The following is a 25,994-nucleotide window of genomic DNA, read 5'->3' on the forward strand; positions in this document are numbered from 1 at the left end:
CCGATGCGGTCTTCGGTTCCGTGGGCCACGGGTGGCGACTCGATCCGCCCCTCGGCGTCGACGAGTTGGCCGAGCTGGAGGCGCAGCTGAAGGTCACACTGCCGGGCGAGTACCGGTCGTTTCTGCTGGAGGCGGGTCGGGGTGGTGCCGGCCGGCGTACGGCCTCTTTCCGCTGCGTCGGATGGACGGACGCGGGTTCCGGCCGCTGTACGACACAGACGGAACGCGACTGGGGTTCGCCCGCTGGTACCTGGGTTGGCTGGATGCCGCAGAAGCCCAGGTGTCACCGGGGCAGGAGTCGAACCTGCGGCCCGGGGGCTATTTTTCCCCGGTACTCATGTCTCTCCGTCCTCGGTCTGGTCGCCTTCGGGGCTCCCGCTCCCGCCGGCTGGATTCCCCGGCTTCGTGTTCGGCAGGTCGAGGTGCAGTTCCCGGGCGATGCGCAGCGCCTCCTCTTCCTCCTCGTCGCGAGCACCGAACGGCTTGCGCCGGAAGGCGTCCTCCTTCATGCCGCTGAGAATGTCGGCGATGGACCGGGGCATCCGGGCCAGCACCCCGGTGTACTCCGTCGGCTCGTCCGACGTTCCCTTCTCGTCGCCCTCCTCATCACCAGCGAGGGGCTCGCCATCCGACGGCTGGTCGGTGGACTGCTTTTCCTGGACCGGCGTTTCGCCCACCATCGTCTGATCGCTGGAGGCGCTGTGGGTGGAGGAGGCGTCGTCGTCCGCGCCGTTGTCGATCACGTACGGGGTGACCGGCTCCTCGACCACGGGGGGCGGAGCGGGCGCGACCACGGTCGGCATCAGCATCGACAGGACCGTCGACGCGTTCGTCCCGCCGCTCGGGCTTCCCCCGGCGTCGTTGCCGGTACCGCCCCCGAAGTGGATGCTGTGGGCGACGGGCGTGCTGTCGGCTGCGGCAACCGCCTCCTCGATTGCCGTGACCGCCTCCGACCAGGACTGGAAGGCGTCGGCGGCGGCGGCGAGGAACGGGTGGTACATGGCGGCCTGCACCGGGCTGATCGTCGGCAGGTCGCCCACCGGCATCTGCGGTACGCCGTTGCGTCCGAGCGCCATCTTCGCGCTGTTCAGCGCCTGCCGTGCCGAGTCGAGTCCGGCTCGCAGGTCGGCAGCGTTGGCGAGGGTGGACCGGTCGAGCGCGCTGATCGCGGCGGTCTCCCGGTCCAGCAGGTCGCCCTGCCCCTCGCGCCACTGTGCGACGGTCGCATAGAGGGCCATCGTGTCGGCCAGCGACGGTGGGGTCGCGGGCGTGCTGCGTTCCACCGTCGGTTCGGTCCGTGTCGGCACCTGGTCGGTGTCCTGGGCTGTCGACGAGGCGGTACCCGTAGCGGTGCCGCCGGGGTAACTCGGCGCTGGTAGCGGGATCGGCGGTGGGGTGTCGGTCGGCGCGCGGCCGGCGAGTTGGTCGACCCTGTGGCTGATCAGGTCGATCATCTGCTGGGTACGGCCAGCCGGGAACGTGCCCTGCGCGGCCACCGGCACGATCACGTACGGCCGGCCGCCGGTCTGCTCCTGGATGAAGGCGGCGATCCGATCGGAGTACGCCGGCAGCACCCGGTCACCGTAGGTAAATCCGAGCCGACCGTCCGGGAAGGCGGGCAGTACGATCCGGATCGGCGCGTCGGGGTTGCCGTCCTGTGCCAGCACGTCCGCGTTCGCCTGCCGCAGTGCGGGGGGCAGCGACACGATCGTGCCCTGGTCCGGGCGTTGGACGTCGATCGGTTGCGGGTCGAACCGGGCGAAGAGGTCCGGGTTACGGTACTGGGCCGGATCGGTGTTGTCCGTGAGCGCTGCCGACACCCGTACATCGAACAGGTCACCGAGTTGCTGGGCATATCGTTCCACCTGCGGCAGCAGGGGGTTTGCCTGTCCGGCATGCGGTACGGCCAACACGATCTCGGTGCCGGGCTGGTAACCGTTCTCCACCATGATCTCGGCGAGCACGGTTACCGGAATCGAGATCGAACTGCCCGGCCCGAGTGGCCCGTACGGGTCGTCGGAGGCACCGAAGACGCTGTCGACGTCGCCCTGGGCGGTCACCACGTACACGTCGTCGGTGAGGGTGGTCGTGGTTGGGACCTGACCATAGTTGGTCGTGGGCTGTGCCGAGCCGCTGTCCCCGTCCGGCGGTGGCGGTGCCGGGAACCGGTTGCGGGCCTGCTCCGGTTGGCTCAGCGCGATACCGCGTTGCGCGTCGTCGGTGTCCCGCAGCGGCTCGACCGTGACGCCCTCCGGGGTGGCCTCGCGGGCCTGCCAGTCCGACCACGAGAGACCGGCCTCGTCGATCGGCGAGTCGACCGGGACCAGGGTCCCGGTCACCGAATCCCGCACGTACCCGGTGAACGTGGGCAGTGGCGCCGGCGCGTAGTTGGCTATCGTCGGCAGTTCCTGGTCGACCACCGCTGGATCGGGGTCCACCCGGTGCCAGTGGGTGTCGACGAAATCGCCGACGGCCGGATCGATCCGCCCGTTGGCGCTGTAGTAGACCGGTCGGCGGATACGGTTTGCCAGCGCGGTCACCCACTCCCGGAAGACGACTTCGTCGGTGAAGGTGCCAAGTGGGCCGACCCCGAGTCGGACCGGCAGGTGCGGTGGGATCCGCATGTTCTCCAGCGCCTGCGCCACCCGCTCAACGGGTAGGCCGGCCGCGTTCCCGTTGTCGCCGTAGGCGGACGGAACGTTGCCGGTCACCGCGAAGATCACGGTGGGAAGATCGTCGGACCGGCTGATCTGCTCGTAGAGTTGGGTGTTGAGCTGCACCCCCTCGGGGGTGTCGAAGATGAGCAGGTTGCTGCCCATCACCGTGAACTCCAGGCCGACACCCTCCTGCGGTCCTGTCGCCACGCCCAGGGCATCGGTGGTGAAGAACGATGGTGGAAGTTCACGGTCCGACGACAGTGGCGGTTCGACCGGGTTGGTACGGTTCAGCGCGCCGTTGGCGTCCCGCTGGTAGAACTGGTCGCGTCCCTGCTCGGGCGTTGGCGCGTCGACCGGTTGGGGCCACATCTGGGCGGTGAACTCACCGAGGGCGCTGTCGTACGCGGTGCCCACGCCGTAGAAGACCGGGCCCCGCCGCGCGTCACCGAGGAGGCTGAGCCAACCCCGGTCGATGGAGACCGCTGCCTGTTCCCGCTGCGACGGCAACAGGTCGGGCAGGATGCGGATCGGTCGGTCGGCCGGGACACCCAGGGCAGCCAGCAGGTGGGCCACCGACTGTCCATCCAGCATCCGTACCGACCCGGTGGGCGTGGGGACGATGAGTCCGTCCTGCCCGAACCGGGCCACCACGGTCACGATGTCCCCGCGCTCCGCCTCGTTGGTGACCAAAGACTGGTAGGCGGCCAGGTCCGCGCCCGTGCCCAGGAGCACCGTGTTGTTCGGCAGCAGATGTACGTCGACACCGACCGTCAGGGTGTGTCCGCCGAGCGTCAGCACACCGTCGCGGTACGGGGGCTCGTCGTTCGCGGTCGCGTCGGTCACCAGATGACCGGCGTCGTCGCCTACGAACGCGTTCGTGGCGGGCTCGCCGATGACGTTGCCACCCGCCGTCGGCCGCAGCCGGTGCCACACCTGCGCGGTCTGGTCGGTGCCGTCGGTCGGAGTGACGACCTGTTCGCCGACGTAGACGCTGGCGGAACGGTGGTTGGCCAGCTGCTGCGCCAGGGTGAGCAACTCGGCCGGATCGGCGGCACCGAGGTAGTGCGGGTCGAGCCGGACCGGTACCCCGTCGGCGACGCGCAGGTGCCGCAGCACCGCATCGAGGGCCGGCGCGGTGAACGGGTGCGATCCGCCGTCGCTGTCGGGGCGTCGGGTGAGCGGTGCGCCGTTCTCACCGACCAGCACCCGGACGGTGGTGATGTCGTCGCGGACGGGCAGGTTGCGTACCGCTGGTGCATGGGTGTGGTAGGTCGCCCCTACGTCGTCGATCACGATCATGTTGCCGAGTTGGTGTACGTCCCGCCCGACGGCGAACTCGCCGCCCAGGTCGGGATGGTCGACGACCCCTTCGACGGGCGGTGCGCTCGCCCGCGACGTCAACCACTCCACCGGTTGGCCGTCGCTGACCGCCCTGAACTGTTCCAGGACGTCGGTGAACTCTGCCGTCGCGCCCTCGGGCAGGTACAGGATGTCCCGGCCGAGGAGCCGGGCCAGCTCGGCCAACTGGGCCTCGACCGTCGCCCGGTGCTCGGACGGGATGGGGGTGAGCAGCTGAAGTGTCTGCGAGCGTCGGGCGTACCGGTTGGCCAGCAACGTATGCGCGATCTCGGCCATCGACCGGGGCGCCACCGTCGTACCGTCCGGCATCGCCAGGCCCAGCCGGCCGTCCCCGGTCAACGGCAGGTCCAGGAAGAACGTGCCGCTGTCGGGGTCGACCTGGTCGTAGTCGAGGCCCCGGTCCGCCCACATCGCCGAGGTGGGCGAGGCGAACCCGGCATGGTTTACGTCCCCCTGCCCGGTCAGGGAACGCTGCTCCGGCACGAACGTCACCGGTTCGTCGACCGGCCAGAGCCGGCCGAGCACGTCGGTGACGTACCGCCTGCCGTCGAACCCGTCGGTCGGCATGATGGTGAGCCACTGCCTGCGGGTGCCCGCCTCGCTCAGCGCGACCAAGTCGTAGTCGGCACCGGTGGACCGGGAGTCGGCACCCGGCGGAAGGGCCAGCACCGGCACGCCCATGAGGTTGGCCAACTCCCGCAGCGTGGCGAGGTACTGCGCGGTGATGGCGGTCGACTCGTTGCCCACAACGGCCGGCACCACGATCTGCTGGCCCGGTTGCCAGCCCCGGGCCAGCAGCCGGATCTGTACCTCCTCGATGGTCGACGTGGTGAAGTTCCCCAGGTGGTCGTACACGCCGAAGCGTCCGCCCTGCACGGGCAGCGCCATCGGGAAGAGATCGTCCCGACGGCGGAGGCCCCCGGAGAGCGCCGCACCGCCGCTGTAACGGGACTGCTCGACCGACATCAGCCCATTGCCGAACGGGAAGACCATTTCGCCGTCTCTCGGGCGGAGAAAGCCGTTACGCGAGACGAAGAACGTCGGCATGCCGGTGGGGAACGTCGATGGCTGGACCGGGATCCACTCCACGGGAGCACCGGTACGCCGGTCGACCGCCTGGATCTCGCCGCTGACCGGGTCGACCCGTCCCTCGGCGTCCAGCGGCAGTGCCCACACCGTGTCACCGGTCTCGTCGGCCAGCTCATGCAGTTGCTCTAGGTAGGCCATTCCACCCGGCACCAGCAGGCGGATCTCGCTGCCGTCCTCCCGTGCGCCGTTCTCCCTGAGCATCTCGCTGATCGTCTGGCTGCTGACCGACTGGCCACCGCCGGGCCCGGGATGCCCGATTCCCAGGAGACCACCGCCCTGTGGAGTGAGCAGGAGGTCGAACACGCCGTCGATCCGCCGACCTTCGGCGATCAGGTCGTGGAACCGGGCGTACGCGGCGGCGTCGACCGTGGCGAAGCCCCCATGGAAGAGCACGCTGGTGAACTGGTCGTTGCCGTAGGGCGAGTAGTCGACTACGCCGTCCTGGGACCGGAACCACTCGGTCGTGACGATGTCGCCCTGCAAGCCGAGCACGGACCGCCACTCGACCGGGTTGCCCTCCTCGTCCAGCTGCACCAGGCTGGTGGTCTCCCGGTCGGTTCCCTCGTTCTCGGTGACGGTGACGAGGGACGTCCCGGCTTGGCGGAAGAAGATCCGGTTACCCAGGATGTCGGCCAGCAGTTGTGCCTGGGCGGCGATGCTGGTGCCCCCGGGGAGAACCTCGGTGAGCAGTTGGATGTCGTTGCCCCGCCACCCCCACCGGGTGAGCGTCGCGGCGATCTCCGCCGCTCCGACCGCCGTTCCTTCGCCGCCGTACGACAGGACGAGCTGACCCGCGTCGTCGACTGCCAGGTCGACGACGAACAGTCCGGGCCGGGGCCGGATCTCGCCGTAGAGGTAGTCCTGCTCCAGGGCCGTCTCCAGGTCGGTTCCGACGACCACCCCCTCGAAGCGGGTGACGTCCGGATCCACCGCAGGCACCAGTCGACCGTCCGCCCCGCCCCGATGCTGCGGAGTCAGCGGCTCGGATCCCTGGACCGGGTCGGGTACCAGCGCTCGCCAGGTTCCGGGATTGCCGCCCCGGTCGATCGAGCGGAAGGCACCCAACCGGTATACGGCACTGTTGGCCGGCCCCGGGACGTAGACGACCCTTCCGAGCTCGTTGACCAGGTCCCGGAGGTTGCGCTCCAACTCGGCAGCCTCGGTCGGGTTGGTCGGCCAGCTGATGGCGAGGAACAGCTCCCGGGCGCCCGGTATGCGCGGCCCGATCAGGGCACCGAACTGCGTACCTGGCAGCAGGTCGACGTCGCCGCTGCCCCACCCCACCTCGAACCGCCCGTTGCGTACGGTGACCTGCACCGGGGCCGGACCGCGCAGCGGCACCTGCCCCATGCGGGACAGACCCGCGCCCAGTGCGTGGTAGTTGGCTCGGGTCGTGACCGCGAGACCGCCGCCCGGCAGCGCCGCGGTCACCGGGCCTGGCAGCGGCCGGACTCCCTGCTCGGACTGGCTGAACATGGGCGGGAAGAACTCGGGCACCCGGCGGGAGCGGATCACCTGCCAGTCGACGATTTCTCCGGTCTCCCGGTCGCGGGCCACAGCCTCCAGTCGGGTGCCCCTGGATCCGTTGTCCACCTCGACGAAGTCGACGTCGGCTCCCTGCGGAGTGACCAGGATGTCGTTGTTGAGCACCGTCGCGATGCGCTGGATACGGCTCAGGGTGGCACCGTCGTCGACCAGCAGCAGGATGTCCTGACCCGGCCTGAGGTTCGCGTTGTTCAGCAGCCCGATGACCTCGTGGTCGCCGAGGGCCTGCAGTTCGCCGTTGGGTTGTACCCGGGCCAGCTTGTCCCCGACGGTGGTCAGGGCGAGGGCATACTGGGTGCTCGGCCGCCACCCGGAGAGCAGGTAGTTGCGCATCCGGTCGAAGTCCGCCTGCGGCACGGAGGCGAAACCACCCCGGAAGGTCACCTGGGTGTCGTAGCCATCGTTGAGCATTTGGAACCCGTCGCGCCCCACGAACGTCACCTCGGGCGGCCTGGTGTCGATGGTGATGCCGCCGCCGCCCAAGCCGCCACCGATGCCAGCGCCACCGAGGTACGTTCCGAACCCGCCGCCCCCGCCTCGGGTGTTTTCATCGGTGTCGGTCGCTGTCGTGCTGCTCTCGGTCGTGGCGGTGGTTGCCTCGATGGTCCTGGTCGTGTTTGTCGCGGTTGCGGTCGGGTTGGTCGTACTGCTGCTGGTGTTGGTGCTCGTGCTGGTGGTGGCGTTGGTGGCACCGCCGGCGGCACCCGATCCCGGTGGTCGGCGGTTGTCGCGGGAGGAGCCGGTGACGACGCTGGTGGCCGGTGTTTTCCGGGCCGCGTCGAGGCGCTCCAGTTCGGCGTCGAACGTCTCACGCAATCCGTTGAGCTCATTGACGATCCGGGGCAGGACCGCGCTCTGCGTCGGGGTCAGTCCGTCCGTCGTGGTGGGCAGATTGTCGAGCTGACGCAGCGCGGTGCGGTATGCGGTCAGCGCCAGGGTCAGTGGCCGAGTCTGGCCGACGGGAACGTTCTCGACCACCTCGTCGTACTGCCGCTGCATGTCGGTCAGGGCCGCACGTAGGCCGGGCACCGCGCGTAGTGCGTCCGCCACTGCCGCGTTCGCTGTGGCCAGCGAGTCGGACTCCAGCGGAACGAGAGCGGCGGTGACATCGTCCAGCAGGGTGACGACCTGCTCCATGCTGTCGATCAGGCTGTTACGGTCGGCGGTGGACGGACCGATCCCACCGATCCAGGTACCGAGTTGGTTGACGATGGTCTGGTACGGGCCCTGCACGGCCTGCCAGGCGGCGGTCAGGGTCTCGGGTACGGCGTCGCCGGCCCGCTCGATGCGGCCACGGAGGTCGCGGAACCGCGTCACCACCGGACGCCACGCCTGATGGATCTCGCGCAGGTTGATCGTCCGAGCCCGGGTCTCGGTGACCCCGCCGATCTCCTCGGTCAGCCTGGCGATGCTGTCCCGCAGCGCCATGACCTGTTCGAGCGTCGGCGGCGCCGGCTGTCCGGTCCGGGCCGCGTTGGCCAGCGCCTGGTGTTCGGCGATGATCTCGTCTCGCAGGTTACGGACCCGGTTCCGCCAGTCCACCACGTTCTCGCCGTTCGGACCGAGGGCGTCCAGTTGGCCCAGCGCCTGTCGGACCCGGGCGGTCAGGCTCGGCAGAGTACGGCCGATCTCGTCGACCGCGTCCCGGGCGGTCGGGTCGACACCGCTCGCGGTGCCCGGGTTCGAGGCAGCGTTGGTAGTGGTCGCGCTCGGACTGCCACCGATTCTGAGGCCGGTGCGGTTGGTCGCCGGCGGGCGTTGCTGTGGACGGTTTAGAACCTGTTCGGTGTCCATGACGATCTGCCCGTACGTCGTGTCCAGCTCACTGATCTGGTCCAGGACGCCGTCGTACGCGGCACCCCGGCTGCTTCCCGCGCCGCCGTAGCCGATCTCCACGTTGTGGGACAGGTCCGCCAGGCCCTGCTCGTAGCCGCGGAGAGTATTGGTCAGATTGGTGGTGAACACCTCCAGGCCGCTGCCCCACGGGGTGGCCCATTGGTGGTCAGGGTCACGGGTCAGGCCCTCTTCCTGCTCCTGGTGCGCCCGGTCGATGGCGGCGTTGACGGCCTGGCGCAGGCCGGCGAGCTGCGTACGGCGTCGGGCCAGCCAGGCGTTGATCTCCTGAAGCTGCTGTTGCGGGTCTCTGGGCGGCCGGGAGGTGTCTGGAGTGATCGGGTCCGGGATCAGCGAGGTTACGTCACTGCTCGTGTCGGCAGTGACCGTACTCTTCTTTCCCTTGCCGCCTGGCTCCGCTGCCGGCTCCGGCAGCGCTTGTTCGATCGCGGCGACCGCTTCCGACCAGGTCTGGTGGGTGTCGACGAAGTTCCGCAGCGGCCCCTGCCAACTCGGACCGTCGGTGGGTAGCAGGTTCGCCGGCAGTTCGTCGGGCAGGTTGTCGTTGGCGAGCGCGTCGGCCGCCACCTGCGCGGCTTCGGCTGCGGTGACCGCGGTCAGCCGGAGCAGGTCCGCGTCGGCTACCGGCGGTGTCGCGTCGGACAGTGCCGCGATGGCCGTGTTGTGCCGGGTGACCAGGTCGGTCGCGTTCTGCCGCCACCGGCCGGCCTGGTCGAACAACTGTTGGAGGAGCTGTCGGTCGACCCCGCCCGGGGTTGCCGTGGCGGCATTCAGCGCCTGTTCAGCGGCGTCGATCGCGTCGGCCCAGTCACGGTATGCGGCATCGGTGGTACGCAGCCGGTCCAGATACGCCTGCTGGACGAACGCGGAACCTCCGGCCTGCCCGGTCGGCACGTTCCGGGGCAGGGTACGCGTGCTCGTCGCGTTGGCTGTCACCACCTCGGCGGTGACCCGCAGCCGTTCACGTAGCCGTCGCGCGTCGGGCACGTTCGTGGTGTGCTGACTGAGGGCGTTCAGCGCGGCCTCGTGGCGGGTACGCAACCCGTCGGTGTTGGTGAGCCACGTGTCGACAGCCTGGACGAGACCGGCAAACTCGGACGGTTGACCGGTCGTGGTCTGACTGTCGTCGGTCGCGGTCTGGCTGTCGTCGGTCGAGGCCCGCTCGGTCGGCTCGACCGTCTGGGTCTGTTCGGTGGTTACCGTGGTGGTGCCACCCGGCCGGATCACGTCCTCGATCCGAGGCCCGCCGGTGGAGTCGGAGATCGCCGCCTCCGCCGCCCGGATGGCACGGGCCCACTGCTGGTAGGCGGCCTGGAATCCACGCAGCGGTGCCAGGTAGCCGCCCGCCTGCGACGGGGTCATGACGGCCGGCGCGGTCTGTGGCAGTCCAGCGGCCATTGCCGCATACCGGGCGGCGATCAGCGCCTGGTGTCCCGCCGTGAGCTGTTCCCGCAGCGCGGTTTCGTTGGCCAGGCCGACGATGTTGGCCAGTGCGGCCTCGTGGCGGCGTTGAAGATCCTGGTGCCGAGCCCGGTGGACGGCCACGTCCGCGAAGAGCCGTCGCGCGGTCTCCACCGCGATCGGATCGACCGGCGGATTCTGGAGGCTGGTGGGCGGGCGTCCGCCACCACGTCCACCGCCACCGCCACCGCCACCACCTCGGCCGTTTCCGCCGCGTCGGTCTCGACCGTCGTCCCGGTGATCACCGTCTCGGCGTCCACCACCACCGAAGAAGCCGCCACCGCGCCGGTTACCCGAGTCTCCACTCCCGCCGCCGCGTCCACCGCCGTCGTTGTTGCCACCACGGTCCGGATCGGGGCCGTCGTAGCCGTCGCGGCCACCCGGTCCGCTGATGACGGTGTGCCGGCCCCTCGGCTGGGAGTCGTCGTAGTGGACCAGGCGGATCTCCCGTACCCGGGTGGGGGTGGTGGAAAGCGTCTCCCGGGCGATACGCAGCGCATCCTGGACCGGCCACCCGTAGGCTCCGGCGGAGATGATCGGGAAGGCGATCGAGCCCAGCCCGAGCCGGTCGGCCTCGCGTAGCGCGGTGCGGTAGGCGGAGCGCAGTTGGTCGCTACGGTCCTGGGTCGCGCTGTACACCGGGCCGACCGAGTGGATGATGTGACGTGCGGGCAGGATGCCGGCGCCCGTGGCCACCGACTCGCCGACCTGGATGCCGTTCGGCCAGTGCTGGCGCAACTCCTGCATGATCGTCGGATTGTTGGCATGCACCGCGAGGTCGGTGCCACCACCGCCGCGTAGGGCAGCGTTGGCAGCGGTGACGACGGCGTCCACCCGCTGTTCCTGGATCCGGCCGAACACCTCGGTCACCGTCACCAGCCCCGGCTGCGGGGCGGGGGCGGTCGGTGCCGGTGTGGTCGTGTTGGCTGTCGTGGTTGTGGTTGTCGTGCTGGTGTTCCCGCCGACGGACGTATCGGACCGCTGCGGCGGGTCGATCGCGTTCTCAGCCGCGACGATCGCATCGGACCACGCCCGGTACGCGTCGTCCACCGCGGCCAGCAGCGGCTGGTAGAGGTCGGCGCTGGTCTCGTCGAGATTGTCGGGTGCCTCGTCCGGTACGTCCCGGCGCATTCGCCGGGTGTCGGTGACCAACACCTCGGCGAAGGCGTTGTCCATCCGCTCGGCCAGTTCGGCGGCGTTCGGGATGGTGGTGTCAGGTGCCCGTAGCACGTCCATCGCGGCGTTGTGCCGCCGCTCGAAGCGGGTGAACCCCTCGTTCCACTCCGCCACGTTCAGGAACAGTTCGTGGGTCTGTGCCACCCGGTCCTGATTCCGTAGGGGCGGTGGTGACGGGGGAGTGATCGGACTCTGTTGCCGTGACCGTGCCGTTTCGAGTCCCAGCAGCACCGAGCGCGCCTCGGCCAGCGCGTTCTGCACCTCGTCCATCACCCGTTCGAGTCGCCCACCGATGATCAACGCCAGGTGCACCTGCCGTACGTCGAACTCCTCGATACTGTCGGGGAGCCACTGATTGCCCTGGTCGCGCAGTTCTCGATAGGTGGCCCGGGCAGCGATCAGCCGGGTGGTGATCTCGGTGGTGTCCACTCCGGTCAGTGTCACCGTACGTAGCGCCGCCAGGGTCTGGTCGATGCGGACCAGCGGATTCTCGCGCACTATCCGGTCGTACATCCGCAGCGCGAGATCGGTTACCTGCTGGACGGCTGCTTCAACAGCGGCGGGTCCGCTGACCACGGTTTCCAGAGCGTCCACGGTTGCGGCGAACTCGGTCGCCGTCCGCACCTGCGCCTGCAGTGCCAGGTGGGCGTCGCGGGCTTCGTTGCCCGTGGGGGGTGGCGTCTGCCGGGCCGGAAGGGGGGTGAGTAGGTCGGTCAACCTCGTTGCGGCGGGTGCCGTCGCCGCGTTCTGGGAGATCACCGCTGCGGCCTCGGCGGCCCTGTTCCGCCGCGTGGTCAGGCTCTCCAGGCTCGCGTCGTGGACGACGAGGAGGTTTTCCAGGTACGTACGCCGGGCGGCCAGATCGGCGGCATTGGTGGTGGGGGCGGCGACAGCCTCGATGTCGGCGAGGACCCGGTCCAGTTCGGTCAGGTGGGCGATCGCATCCGTGGTTGTCACGATCTGCTGTACGAGGTCATTGGCGCTGTCGCCCTCGCCGAGGCGACCGATCCGCCGCATCGCCTCGTTCACGGCGGCCTCGGCCAGCCGCAGCCGCTGCCAGAGGTGGTTGACGTCCGCACCGTTCTGCGCGGCGGTCAGTAGCGCCGAGGTCGCGTTCGTCATCCGCTCGTCGACCAGGGTGGTCTCGACCGCTTCGTTGAGTGCGGCGGTCAGCCGGTCCCGCTCGGCGGCCAACGGGCCGACAGCGTCGGCCAGTTGCGCCTCCAGAACCGACACGACGCTCTCCAGCGCCTGGTACGCATCGACCAGGGACCGCAGGGCACGTAGTGCCGCCACCGCCCGGGCGTCGTCCAGGGCGGAGACCGGCTCGTTGCCCCGGGCCACGCGGTAGTCCGCGGTGTACCGTTCGATCGCCGCTCGCGCCCGGTCGACCCGGCCCGCCACATCAGGATGGTCGGCCTCGCCGAGCTGACCGAGTACGTCCTCGGCCCGCGACAGCAGGTCGTCGAGCCGCTGGTCGTGGAAGTCGGCGATCCAGATGTCCAGGCTCTCGATCACGAACGCGCGTTCGGCGCTGACGGTGACCGCGGGGTCACCCGAGGTCAGTGCCTCGGCCCGGCTGATGCTGCGGACCAGTGCCTCGTGCCGGCTGATCGCGTCGGTGAGTGCCTGCCACTCCAGCGCCGCGTCGACATCGGACAGGACGTCGATCGCCTCGCCGCTGGAGAGAGCTTCGTAGCGGTTGATCTCCTCCTGGAGTGCGGCCCGGCCCTGGGCCAACCGGAACCGGATGTCCAGTGTGTTGGCACCCCCGGCAGCGGGAAAGACCAGCCCGTGTAGCGCCTGCTCGGCACGGCTCAACGTGCCGGTCGGATTCAACGCCGTGTAGCGTTCACGGAGCTCCTGGAGACCGTTGCGCAAGTCGGTGCGTTCGTCGGCGCTCGACAGCTCGACGGCCAGCGTCGCCCGGTAGGTGAGCAGGGCGTTGAGGTACGCGCGGTAGCGCTCGACGGTCATCGGCAGGAGCTGGTCGGAAATCTGGTGCGGGTCCAACGCGCCACGTATGGCGAGGTAGCGGTCCCGCGTGGCCCGTACCGCCCGCTCCGCGTTGGTGATCGCGGTGAGTCGGTCGGTGACGTCCACCCCGGCGCGGTGGAGTTCGTTCAGCGCGTTCAGCACCTGCTGTCGCCACTGTGGCAGCCGTTCGAGCATCCGCTCGGTGCGGACGATGTCCAGTTCGTTCTGTTGCAGTACGCGCATCGCGGCGAGGTTGCGGGCCCGTACCTCACTGTCCGTGACGGTCTGCTGTACCGGGCCGACGACGGTGTGCCGCGGCAGCGGCCGGGTGATCAACTGGGGCTGGGCGGCGGTCAGCTCCAGCACCTCGGGCACCTGTTCGGTGGGCAGGATCAGGGTGGTGCCGTCGTCGTTGATCCGTATCCGGGCCAGGCTGGCGGACGTGGCACCGAACCAGTTCTCCGGGGGATGCCAGGAGATGAGGAACTCGACGCCCGCGCTGAGCCTGGTGAATTGGCGATGGGTGGTCTTGTCCCCGCGTTCGTAGGCGGTGGCGCCGCCACCGGTGGCGGCACCGGCACCACCGCCCAACGACAGGCCGCCCTTGAGGGCCAGCTCGGTGATGACCGCCTCGCTCGACGTCTTGAGTTTCCCGGTGACGTCGAATTCGACGCCGTACCCGCGGCCGGTTCCGCGATTGCTGTTGCCCTTCTCGATCAACCGCTGGAAGTCCTTCAACAGCACTTCGCTGAGTGGGCCGAGGTTGGTCAGGTGCAGGATGTCGGCGGACAGCTCCAGGGTTCCGGCGTCGTCGGTGAAGACCCCGAACTCCGACAGCGGGATGCTGACCTGCCCGTCGATCATCGTCAGCAGGTTGTGGATCAGGAAGTTCGGACTGAGCACGGTCTCTATCGCGTCGTGCAGGTACGCGTTGCTGGTGAGCCAGGACGTACCGGGTCCGAGTATCTTGCCCAGGCCCTTGGGGCTGAAGAGTTGGGCCACCGCGGCCCGGAGATCCCTGAGGCCGCCGACGAACTCGACGTCGCCCTCGGCGAGGTGGTTCGCGGTCAGGGGCAGCCCCTTGGTCAGGGTGTGGTGCGCGGTGCCCAGGGGAATCTCCTGGAACTCCGTGACGATCAGCTCCCGACGGGGCTGCATCGTCGGATTGATCGGGTTGGCGGTGAAGGACCGGGGTACCGGCGCCGGCCGCGACCGGGTCGGCTTCGCGGTGGCTTGCTCCACGGTCGGAGAGGTCACCACCACCTCGGTGGGCGGCCGGTAGCCGAGTGCGTTCTCCTCGGTGGTGATGGTCGCGGCGTAGGCGGCGAACGTGCCGATGAGCTGTTTGAGTGGCTCGTCCAGGGCGTCCAGGGCATCGACGGACTCCACCGTGGCCGGGTCGGTGGCCAGCGCGGTCTCGGCAGCGGTGATCGCGTCGGCGAACGCCTTCTTCCGATCCGTCAACTGGTTGCGTCGGGCCTGCAGGTCGCTCGGCGCGGCCTGGCTCAGCTCAGCCTGAGCTGCCTCGGCCCGCTCGTCCAACGTGGTACGTCCACTGATCGCAATTTTGGCGAACTGTACGCCGACGGCGTGCGATATCCGGGAGCGGACGATCGCGGGACTGTTGTAGGAGATTTCGATCGCCGCGCCCTCCATCGCGCTCACCGCGTTGTCGATGGCGGTTCTGAGCCCTTCGAGCGCCCCGACCGGGTCGGTGCCGACCAGGCCGGCGGCGGTGGCGGCATCGGCGACGGCGGTGTTCCAGGCGGTGATGAGCGCCGCCCTGGCAGTCCCGTCCAACCGGGGGAGCAGGTCGTCCAACAGGGTGTCCAGCGGTACGACCGTGCTGCGCAGGGGGGCGGGTACGGTCGAGGTGACCGGTGTTCCGGCCAGTGCGGATTCGGCCTCGGCCAGCACGCCGGCCCAGGCTTCGTAGGCGGTGTTGACGTCGCCGAACGGCAGGGCGTCGAACTGGTAGTCGACGTTGACCCCGGCCGCTCGCAGGTCGTTTCGAGCCTTCGTCACCGCTGCCTGCGCCTGGGTCAGCCGCTCGGACAGCTCCGGTGCGAGTCCTGGACTGTCCAGTAGCGTCCGGGTCTGTTTTGTCATCAGGGGGTCGGCGGCCCGCCAGGCCTCGAACTCGGCTGTTTCCGTTTCGGCGCGGGCCTGCCTGATCTCGGCATCCTCGCCCAACTGGAGCGATTCGGCCGTGGCCTGCACCAGCTCGACCTGGTCCTCCATCGCCATCAACAGGTCGACGACCGGTCGTAGCGCGGCCAGCCCCTCGGATACCTGGAGGTTGGTCCAGGTGGAGATCGGGCGGTCCCACGGCAGGTGGCTCGGCCGCTCTACCTGGTCGTACGCCTCGATGACGGCGTCTGCCGACTGGTTGAACCGTCGCCTGTGCTGTTCGACGTGCGTGCCCTGGTCGGTGAGTACCCTGAGCGCCTGCTCGAACTGCCGGTTGAGCTCCTGTAGGGAGCCGGTGATGTCGGCCAGCGCGTGTTGGGCGGTGGAGAGCAGAGCCCGGTCCTCGGAGTTGTAGCCGGCCTCGGCGACCTGCGCTATCTCCACCGGGTACCCCATGAAGGTGCCACCGCGGATCAGGTAGTTGACCCGGTACCTGCTGCTGTCCCGGTAGAGTTCGGCGAACGGCAGGGCGGCCGCGCCAAGCCCGGTGTCCGACTGGACGATGGCGCTGAGCTGCACGTCGAACTCGAACTGGGCCAGGTTGCCGATCTGGAGCAGGCCCACACTGTCGTCGAACTTGCTACCCGCGCTGGTCCCCCGGGACGTGCTGTTGCTGATGTTGCCCGATCCGCCGACGGAGATCTCCTTGATCGCCCGGCTCAACGGATTGTCCGGCTTCGGACCGTAGGAGTACCGCAGGCCCAGGCCGCTGTATCTGCGGCCGTGCGAGCTGCTGACCGACGTCCCATGTTCCGTGCTGGACAGGTGCTTGCCCTCCAGCGCGTGCTTGCCCGGTGTGAGTCCTCGATAGGTGGGGTTGATCAGCTCGGCGAAGAAGGTGACGCGGTAGGTGTGGTCGGTGAACATTCCCCGGTAGCCGACGGTGACGGTCAAACCGGCCATCATCGACTCCAGGAGGCCACCACCGGGATGGAGGTGGAACAGCTTGGCGATCTCGTCGCTGATCGCCATGGCCTGGAAGAAGTTGTGCTGCTGGTACAACCGCCCGATCAACGCGTCGCGGAACTCCCGCATGTCCGGCACCCGCAACGGTGCGACGTGCCCGAGCCCGTCGTTGCGTAACACGGACGGTGGGGGCAGCAGCTGCAGCCGGGCGGCGTTGATCGGTACGTCCGATTCGTGGCCGAGTGCCAGCCACGCCACCGGCGAGGTGGCCGACACCCCGCCCTTGTTCAGACCGCTGCGCCCGACGGGGCTGAGCCGGCCGTTCGAGTTGGTGGACCCGTTGGGACTGGCGGACTGTTTCGGCGAGTTGGACACCGCCGTTTGGCCCTTCTGGGGCGCCAGACCTCGGGCCAGCGCCTCATGCAGCTCCATCAGCACCAGCCCCGGCACGTTCTGCGGACGGGAGCGGTATGTGTCGTCAGCGTGGAGACCGTAGCGGTTGGCCTCGTACATGCGTACCGAGATGGTCGCGACGTAGTTGGCCCAGCTCCAGACCTGGTGACTGATTTCGATGTCCACCCGGTCGAGGACGCCGTGCAGCACCTGCGACCGGCCGTACGAGCGGGTGTTGGTGTAGGTGAACGAGCCGGGCGTGGCGGTGAGACCGTGTGGCGAACCGCCGAAGGCGGTGCCGAGACCGGGTAGCTCCACCCCGCCCTTCAGGCTTCCCCGTTCCGTGCCGACGGACTTGGAGATCGACGAGGTGCCGGCAAAGTGCAGGTAGCGGTATCCGTGGTCGGTTTCACCGATCGACGTCAGCTTGCGCGGCCGCAGGTTGAGGTGAACCTCCAGGTAGGTGTCGAACTCGGCGTCGAAGTTCCACTTGTCGCGCCACAGCAACTGCTGATTGGGCCCGGAGAAGTCGCGGCTCCTCGGCCCGGCACCGACGAGCGACTTCTGGATCTGGTCGTAGATCTCCGGCGGCACCTTGTCGATGCCGTGGTGGCGGAATCCCTGCTCGACGGCGGGCATGAGTTTGCTGGTGTGCACCATTGCCAGCGCGCCCTGGGGCATGTCCAGGTCGGGGGAGGGATACCAGGTCAAGCCGCTCACCGCGTCGGCCATGGTGGAGTGCCATTGTCCGGTCTGCGGATCGAGTTCCTCGACCAGGTCCTCGGCGGTCACCATGCTGAAGCCGAACTCGATGGGGTTGTCGAGCTGCGCCTGGGTGGGGGCGCCGAAGGAACGTACCACTGGAATCTGCTTGGCCAACGGGCTGCGGGTGTCCTCCAGCGACGCGCCGATCTCCATGTTGGTGCCGGGAAAGCCGCCCGGCATCGGCATGGCCGTCTCCATCTGCGTCGGCACGGCGGGCGTGACGGTGAACGCGGAGATCATGATCTGCATCCGGCCGTCGAACTCCGCCAGCCAGTGTGCGCCGCCACCGACCGCGCCGCTGCCGGAGTAGCCCGAACCGAACGTCACGCTGTCCTTGTTGGTGAAACCGGTGGAGAACTTGAGGCCGCCGATCTTCTTCATGAACTCGCCGATGGTGCCGCCGAGCGCTTCGGTGAACGGCAGTCCGAGCGAGCCGGCCAGCCCCAGGCCGTAGGTCCAGCTCCGGGTGGTGCTGCTGCCCAGGTCGACAAAGTCTCCGTAGTAGACCTCCATGTTGCCGGCCAGGGTGCGCTTGTAGGCCAGGCCGCCGTTGGCGTGGGTCTCGTCGAGCAGCTTGCCGTGTACGAGCAGGATCAGTCGTTCGTCGCCCAGCTTGCCGGGCTTGGTGAGCATGATCGGGTCCCCGCCATTGATGATTTCGTGGCTTCGCCGGATCAGGTTCTCGGTGGTCAGGGAGTTGACCAGGGTCAGCCAGTTGACGAAGTACGCGAGCTTCTGTGTCGCGTCGGCGTCGTCGCCCGGCAGGTTGGCCACCGGCAGGACCCCGTCGGGGCGTCCGGGGGGCAGAAATCCGGGGAAGTTGTCCCGGACCAGTTGCATGGCCGCGTCCATGACCCGGTTGGCGCCGTCGTCGAACCTGGTGAACCGGGTCATGGGCGGCAGGTAGCTGTAGAACTCCCGGGGGGCCCGCAGTTGCCGGTCCGGACTCTGCCGGCGCTCCTGTTCGGTCGCTGCGGCGATGCTGCCCTCGGTGACCGCCTGCGCGTTCTGGGGCGTCAGCGTCGCCAGCGCCTTCGGGTCGATCAACCCGGAGGTCCTGTCCTGACCTGGTGTCGGGGACAGGGGGCGGACCGGCGGTGGTGTCTGATAGCCCAGGCGGTAGGCGTCGTCGAGGAACATCCGGGTGTAGACCCGGCTCCAGGCGACGCGGAGTTCGCCGGTGACAGCGCTGCGGAACTGAAAACGCGCGTCCATCGCGATCACGGTGGTCGGTTCGGTGTCGAACTTGACCTTGTTGAGCACCACGGAGCCGAACCCCGGTCCGGGTCGGCTGTGCGACAGCCCCCGGTCCAGGGTGACCGGCACCTCGAACTCGAAACCCAACTTGCCCGTGAGGTAGGAGATCGGGTTGATGTTGAAGGCCTTGAGCCCGAGGTTCACGGGAGCGCCGAGGCTGAAGCCGTTGCCCTGGCTCTGTGAGTGTCCGACGTTGGTGATGTAGTAGTCCTCGGCATCGACCCGGGTGAAGTCGTCCCGCTCCACCACGACCTCGTCGTTGAAGAACTCCACCTGCATCAGCAGCACGTCGAGCGAGGCCATGCCGGCCATCCAGTGCGGGGTGATCAGTACCGGCGACGATGCCACCCCGCTGTACGCGTCGTGGATGTTGCCGGTGATCGATCCGGGGCTGACGAACTTCTGGAACGCCGCGTACGCCGGTGAGCCGATCTTCTGGAACTGCTTGCCCAGTGCCCCGGAGGCAGCCTCCCGCAACTCACCCACGTTGGTTACCACCGGCACCCCGCCCAGCCGGGGCAACGGCCGCGGGCCGGTACGGATCTCCGGCTGGTAGCGGTCCGGCTGCACCTGGATGGTCGGATCGATGTCTGGGTTGTCGACGTTGAGCATCGGTGGCGGAGGCGGCGAGTCCGGCCGGCCCGTCAACGCCGACCAGTTCGCCGAACTCGCCGCCCGGACGATCGGCTGCTGACCCGGGGCAAGGTCGAACGTGTGTCGTTGGAGCAGCTCCCGGGGCCAGCGGACGACCAGTGCGTCGTCCACGGTCAGTGGCGGGGCCACCCGTGTCCGCTGACCATCCTTACGTAGCGTGATGCCCACGTCGATGCTGAACAGGAACTCCACCGCCCGGTACGACGACCCCTTGAAGATCTGCGTCGTGGCCGCCATCGAGCTGGACTTGCGGGTGCTGCTGACCGCGTCGAGGTTGAACTTGAGCCCGTACGACGTCTTCAGCATCTCCAGGACGGTCAGGCCCGGCTTCTTGGTCGTGTCGCCCACCGGCGTGACCGGGATGCTGGCTTCGAAGCCGCGCCTGTCGTCGGTTGTGTTGTCCAGTCCCTGCTGTCGGTCGATCAGCTGCCGGGTCCGTACCTCCTTCTTGCCGAGTGCCTGGTAGGCGGTCGAGTCGAACAGTCGGTTGAGATGGGTGTCGGTCAGCTGCTCCCACGCGCCGTAACGGAGATCTACCTCCACCGAGTAGGTCCCGTCCGAGGTCGGCAGGACGATCGGCAGTCGGTCGTTGAGGAGGTTCTCCATCGTCTGGAGCAGCGCGTTGCCGGCCAGGTACGGTGCCAGCAGCCCACGGATCTCCATGGCCATGCGGTTGGGGAACATCCCGACGATGTGGTTCTCGATCATTTCCACCAGCTGGTCGTCAGCCAGGTTGAAGGTGTCGGCGCTGGATGCCGACCGCCGGTCTGCGGTGATCGCGTACTCCGGCGGCGCGAACACCGACCGCTTGTCGAGCTCGGCGTACGTGGCCTCCAGATCCGATTCCGGGATGACCAGCATGTCGCCGGTGGTCGGAGTGCCCGGCCGATTACGGACCGTCTCGGTGGGCTCGGAGACCTGGCCCTCCGGGCTGATGACGACGATGCTCGGCGGCCGTTGCTGGGGCGACGACCTGAGCGGATCGGTCACGTCGAGGTTGGCGTTCCGGGTGGTGCCGTTGTCCTGACCGGTGGTGTCGTCCTGAGTGTCGTCGGCGGTGATCTCGGCGTCGATGGTGGGCGGGCTGCTCGTCGTCGCGGTGATGAGGTTCCCGTCACCACCCGCTCTCGTGATCTCGTAGGCCAGCCGGGCCCGCTTGGCCTCCACCCCTTTGAGCCGATAGTCCAGCAGGTCGACGTCCCGTTTCGGGGGCACCACCACGCTGTCGCCGTCCCGACCTGCCGAGGAGACGTCCTGGTTGAGCTGCTGGAAGTCACCGACCAGCTTCGCGAGATCGTTGGTCAGTTTCGCGCGCCCGTTCGGATCCGGGACGGTGTCGATCGCCTTCTGTAGTCCGGCCGCGTATCCGATCTCGGGCCGCCGGAACGTGTCGTACACCGCCTGCCAGCCGCCCCGGAAGGTGTTCCAGCCGGTGACGACCGCGTCACGGCCGCCGCCTCGGACCCGTTCGTCCTGGTCCGAGGACTGACCGTCGGCCGGCCTGCCCTTTCCCCGGTCCGGTCGGGGCTGGGTGGGCTCGTCGTCGCTGCTCCGTGAATCGCTGCTGGCACTGTCGGACTGGTGGCCGACGGTCATGCCCGCCACCGTCAGTTGGATCATGGTGAAGTCCGCCGCCAGGTGCGCGAACGCGTCCGCCCGCTCCGCCGGGCTACGGGTCAGGAAGCCGCTCTCGCCGTCGTTGTCCCGCATCTGCGTCGCCAACAGGTCGAACCGGTCGAGGAACTGCCTCCACTCGGTGGCGTTCCGGGCGGTCGCGGTGGTGTCGGTGTACCAGGCCTCGTACTCGGTGCGTACCGCCTCGACCTGTGCGGCGAACCCGTCCCACGCTTCCGGCAGCCAGCCGTAACGGTCGCGTGCCGGTGGGGCCGGTCGGCCGGCGATCGCGGCCCGGGTCGCCTCGTCGAGCACGTTGAACTGCAACGACAACTCGACCACCGCGTCGCGCAGGGCCGCCGGGTCGGTGACCCCGGCCGGCTGCCCACCCCCCTCCGGCGGTGTCACCAGCGACGCGACCGCGTCACGCAGTTCCTCGTACCGTGTCCCGGCCGTCCGTAGGTCGATCCGCCGGTCGAGGTTGCCGTCACCGGACAGGGCGTTGCTGGCCCGCTGCTGTTGGGCGTCGTAGCCGGCCATGGCGTCCAGAAAGTCCGGCCAGCCCTCCGGGGCCTCGGTCGTACCGTCCCACGGGCTGAGCACCATGAGCAGCAGGTTCAGCGGGCCGGCCAGCCGGTGACGCAGCGAGGTCTGGGTGTCGGCGTCGAGCACGTCGTCACCCCGGCCGTCGGCCACCAGACCGGTGAGCTGTCCGACGATCTGCTGGTACGACTGCTGGTAGGCGCCCCACACCGTGACGACGGCGGCCCGTTCAGCGGCCGTCCCCCGGTTGGTCCCGGTCAGGTCGGCCAGGGCGATCCGGTTCAGCCACTCGCGAAGGGCGGCCATCGTCTCCGAGTGACTGGTGACGATCTGCTCCAGGGTCTCCTGGATGGTCGTCGGTCCGAGGTCGGAGTCCGAGTCCGACTGCTGGTCCGCGTCGTTCGGCTGCTCCTCTTCGCTGCTGTCGCTGTTCTCGTTGCCCGTCGGGTCGTCCTGGTTGGTCCCGGTGGGATTCCCGATGCTGGGGGAGCGCACCTCGAAGTGTGTACTGGCGGCGACGAACGACGTGTTGTCGGCACTTGGGGTGACGTTCTCCGCCTCGGCCACCGAGGCCATGAAATCGGTGACCTGCTGCCGGACCGAGGCGATCTCGGTCGCCGTCGGCAGCGGTGCGCTGCTGGCGGGGTTGACGCTGCGCACGATCAGGTCGTCGAGCGCGTCCAGCGCGACCTTGGCGTCCTGCTCCAGGCCGTCGCGCAACCGCGTCGCGGTCTGGCCGTTCGGTAGCGGCCCGGCGTACGCGGTCAGGTTGTCGAACAGCGTCTGGTAGCGGGTCTCGAACTCGACGACCTGCATGGCGATGTCGAACAGTTCCGCCCGTACCGCAGCCTCGTCCGGCGGTGTCTCCGGCGTGTCGGGCGTGTCCGGCGTCTCGTCGTCGATGATCTCCGTGAACCGGTCCGAGTCGACGTCCTCGGTGGTCTCGCGGCGAAGCGGCGGTGGAGGTGGTGTCCAGAGCGAGCGGGCCGTCTCCTCCACCACGGACAACTCGGCGTCGAGGTCGGCGGCCAGGTCACGGACCGCCTGGATCTCCTCGGCCGTCGGAGGGTGCGTGCCGTCCGGGGACTCGATACGCAACAGCAGGTCGGCGACCTCGGCGGCCAGGCCGGCGTGACTGGCAGCCAACCGTTCCCGCCAGACCTGTGGGGTTTCGCCGTCCGGGCTGAGCTGGTCCAGTCCGGTCATCATGAACAGCGCGGTGGCGAACCGGTCCCGTAGGCCCGCCGCCGTCGCCACGACCTCCTGCACCTGCGCGACGATCGTCGGCGCGACGTCCGGAGCCGAGGTGACCGAGCCGGGTGCGGTGACGAAGGAACCGGTGTCGGCGTCGACGGCCTGACCGGAGAGATCGACGATGCCGTGGAAGATGGGCGTGGAGTCGCCGTTCTCGACCGCGAGCACCAGATCGGCCAGCCGGTCGTTGAACCGTTCCGCCCGGACCAACGCCTCACCGATCAGGGTGCCGGTGATCTCGTCGGCCGGGCCGAGACGCAGCAGGGTCAGGTCGGTCAGGGCCCGCCGGTAGGCGTCGAGGTCGAGGGCCAACCGGTCCACGGCCCCGACCGGGCCCTGACCGGTGGCGGCAAGCGCCTGCGCCTTGGTGACCCGTTGGTTGAGCGCGTTGAAGGTACGCCGCATGAAGGCGTACCGGGAGGCCTCCTCGGGCAGCGTCTCGTCGAGTTTCGCGCCGGCCGTCTGCCACTGTTCCTGCTTACCGCCGGGCAGGCCCGGTTTGGGTCGCTCGACCGCCCGTACGCCGGCCTTGAGCTGGTCGCGCAGCATGGCCAGGTGGTCCAGGTGCGCGGTGATCTCCGTCGTGGTGAGCGACGTCGGATCCGTGGCCAACGTCGCCAACAGGTCCGACAGACCGCTGCGGTACCTGCTCCACGCCTCGATGAGCATCTCCCGCTGCGCGTACGGGTTGCTCAGCCGGCGGGTACGGCCTCGGTTGATCTTCGCGATCGCCGCGTCCACGTCGCTACCGAGCCGGCCGAAGCCCTCCCGCAGGTCGGTGAGTCTGGCGTCCAGCACAGGCTCGGAGAGCAGCGGTGTCACCGTCGTGGTCGTGGTCGTGGACGTCGTCGGAGTTCCCTGCTCGAGCGTGGCCAGTCGTTCGGTTATGGCGTTCTCGAACTCGGTGAGTTCGGCGACGGTCGCCACCAGTTCGTTGGCCGGGATGGAGCTGAGCAGACCGGTGGTGGCGGTCTGGTAGGCCACCCAGTCCCGATGGAGGGTGGCACCGGCCGTTGCCAGTTCCGGCGTGGGGCCGCTCAGGTGACTGCTGACGACTGTCTCGACCTTGGGGCGTAGCTCGATGAGGTTCGCCCGGAGCCGGGCCAGGTCGGCGTTCGCGTTCCGGATCGCATTGCTGGTGACCGAGATCGACCCGCCGATCCCGGTAACGCCGGGATGGATGCTGGCCGTGGGCACGGTCGGGGTCAGGCTCGGCGCCCGTTGCGTCGTCGGCCCGGGGTTGACGATCGAGCTGCCCGGTGTGCCATTGCCGACCGACTCCCCGCCGACCGGCCGCCGGCCCTCCGGGGTGCTACCGGTGCTGCTCGACCCCCCGCCATCGGTGGGTCCACTGGTGACGAACGGTGCGCTGGCCTCCGTGACCGGGCCGGTGCCCGGCGACCGGGACGATGTCGGGGTCTCCTGCGGGCCCGTCGGCTCGATGTCGTCAGCCGGCTCGATGTCGCCGGTCGGCTCGAACTCGACCTCCGATGGCGTCTCCACCGGTTCGTCGATCTGGTGTTCGGACTGCTGGTCGCTGGTGACGTTCTCGGTTGCGCTGGTGTCCGTTCCGTCGAAGTTGATCACGTACGGCGCGACCGGGGGCTCCGGAGTGGTCAAATCTGCGGTCTGGCCGGGGATGTTCGGGGTGACCGGTGGCGTCGGCCCAGACACCGGCGGCTCGACCGAGGGGGTCGACGGGCCGACGGGCGTGATCGGTGCGACGGCTTCCGAGGGAAGTACGGATTCGCCGCCCGGCTGAACCGGCGGTTGGTTCGGATCCACCACGACGGAGGAGACCGGTGGGGTTTCCGGCGAGATGACCGGCGAGTTCGGGCCGCTGGTGGTCCCGGTGTTCCGCGCGTCGCCCGTACCGTTGCCACCGGCCCGGTCGACACCGTCGACCGGGCGCTGGCCGCCGGGTACGTTGCTGTTCTGCCCCACGCCGTTCTGTGCCGGGGGGTTGTTCGAGCCGGGTGTCGGGGCTGGCGACCCGCCCTGGTTGGTCGGAAACGGTTGACCGACCAGCGGTGCCTGGACCGGCTGCTGCGGCTCGAGGTTCTCCGGCGGCACGGATACGTTGCCCTGCTGAGGCGGATCGTTCGGTGGCTGAGCGGTCGTTGCGGTGCCGCTGTCGCCAGTCGGAACGGCAGGTGGCAGGCCGTTCTGCGGGTTGCCGTCCACCGAGGTGTCGATCGGTGGCGTGATGGTCTGACCAACCGGGGGATTGGTGGTGGAACTGATCGGGTTGTCCGTCGGCAGGGCCCCGGGGGCGATGATGGGCGGGGTGTAGGCAGGCGAAGCACCGGGCGGTGGAGTGACCGGTGTCGAGCCCGGCACCCCTGGCAACCCGGGGCTGTCCGGGCCTTCGCCGGCTGGCAGGTCGAACTCCGGCAGGTCCAGGTCGGGCAACTCGGGCAGGTTGATGTCGGTCCCGAGGCTGCCCCCGTTCTTCATGTTGGCCAGGATGTTCTTCCGGTTCCCGATGGCCTGGTCCATGATCGTCTCGGTGCTGGCTCCCGATGCGAAACCACCGGCCGCCCCGTCGCCGAACTTTCCTTCGTCGAGGATCACCTCGGGGATGGCCTCGCCCAGGCCACCCCGGATCGCCTCGTCCGCGAACGATCCGTGGAAGCTCTTCAGGAACTTCTGGCTGAACGTGCTCAGGGCGGTGCCGGCGAAGGCGCCGATCGAGCCGATGCCAACCGCCGTGATCGTCTTCTTGGTGTCCCAGTGGGTGCGGTCGCCCTTGAGGAACTGCAGGCTCTGCACGATCGCGTCGAGCAACACCTGGAAGCCGACCCCGCTGAGGATCGCGATGGCCAGCCGGTTCAGGATCGCCCGGGCCGACAGTTGGGCGATCTTGGTCACTGCCGGGATCAGGCCGCCGGTTGCGCCCAGTGTCGCGGCGCTGAGCTTGATCAGATAGATCAGTTGAGCCAGCAGCCAGGCGGCCATCAACATGATCATGTATTTTGCGTACTGGATCTCCAGACCTACCTTGCGGATTTCCTCGGCCATTTTTCGGGCGGCATCACGGATCTCCGGCAGATAGCCCGCCTCCGCAGAGAAATACTTGTCCAGGTACTCCGTCGCGGCGGTGATCGCCGCGCCCTCCCCGGCCTGGTCGATGGCGCTGGCAGCCAGGCCGAAGTCGTTCTCGATGTCGTGGAGATCCTCCGCCAGTTTGTCCCACGCGTTGGCAAGGAGAAAGACCTTGTCCTCGTCACCCTGCGGCCACTGCTCACCGACCAGGATGAAGATGACGTAGTTGAGTTCCGGTGGCGGATTGATCCCCAT

At 68.8% G+C, this 25,994-nt stretch carries 1 protein-coding gene; it reads right to left on the reverse strand.

Going from position 1 to position 25,994, the window contains the following annotated elements:
* Positions 1–335: 335 nt before the first annotated feature.
* Positions 336–25,994: a macro domain-containing protein gene (locus tag ACFQ4H_RS04585; RefSeq protein ID WP_377567284.1), complete on the reverse strand. Its 25,659-nt coding sequence runs from the start codon at positions 25,992–25,994 to the stop codon at positions 336–338.

This window comes from Micromonospora sonneratiae (assembly GCF_042679305.1).
Classification (GTDB): domain Bacteria; phylum Actinomycetota; class Actinomycetes; order Mycobacteriales; family Micromonosporaceae; genus Micromonospora_H; species Micromonospora_H sonneratiae.

What these genes read in the sequence shown, in the direction of transcription:
- ACFQ4H_RS04585 (WP_377567284.1), bottom strand. Translation starts at nt 25,994, where the DNA reads ATGGGGATCAATCCGCCACCGGAACTCAACTACGTCATCTTCATCCTG.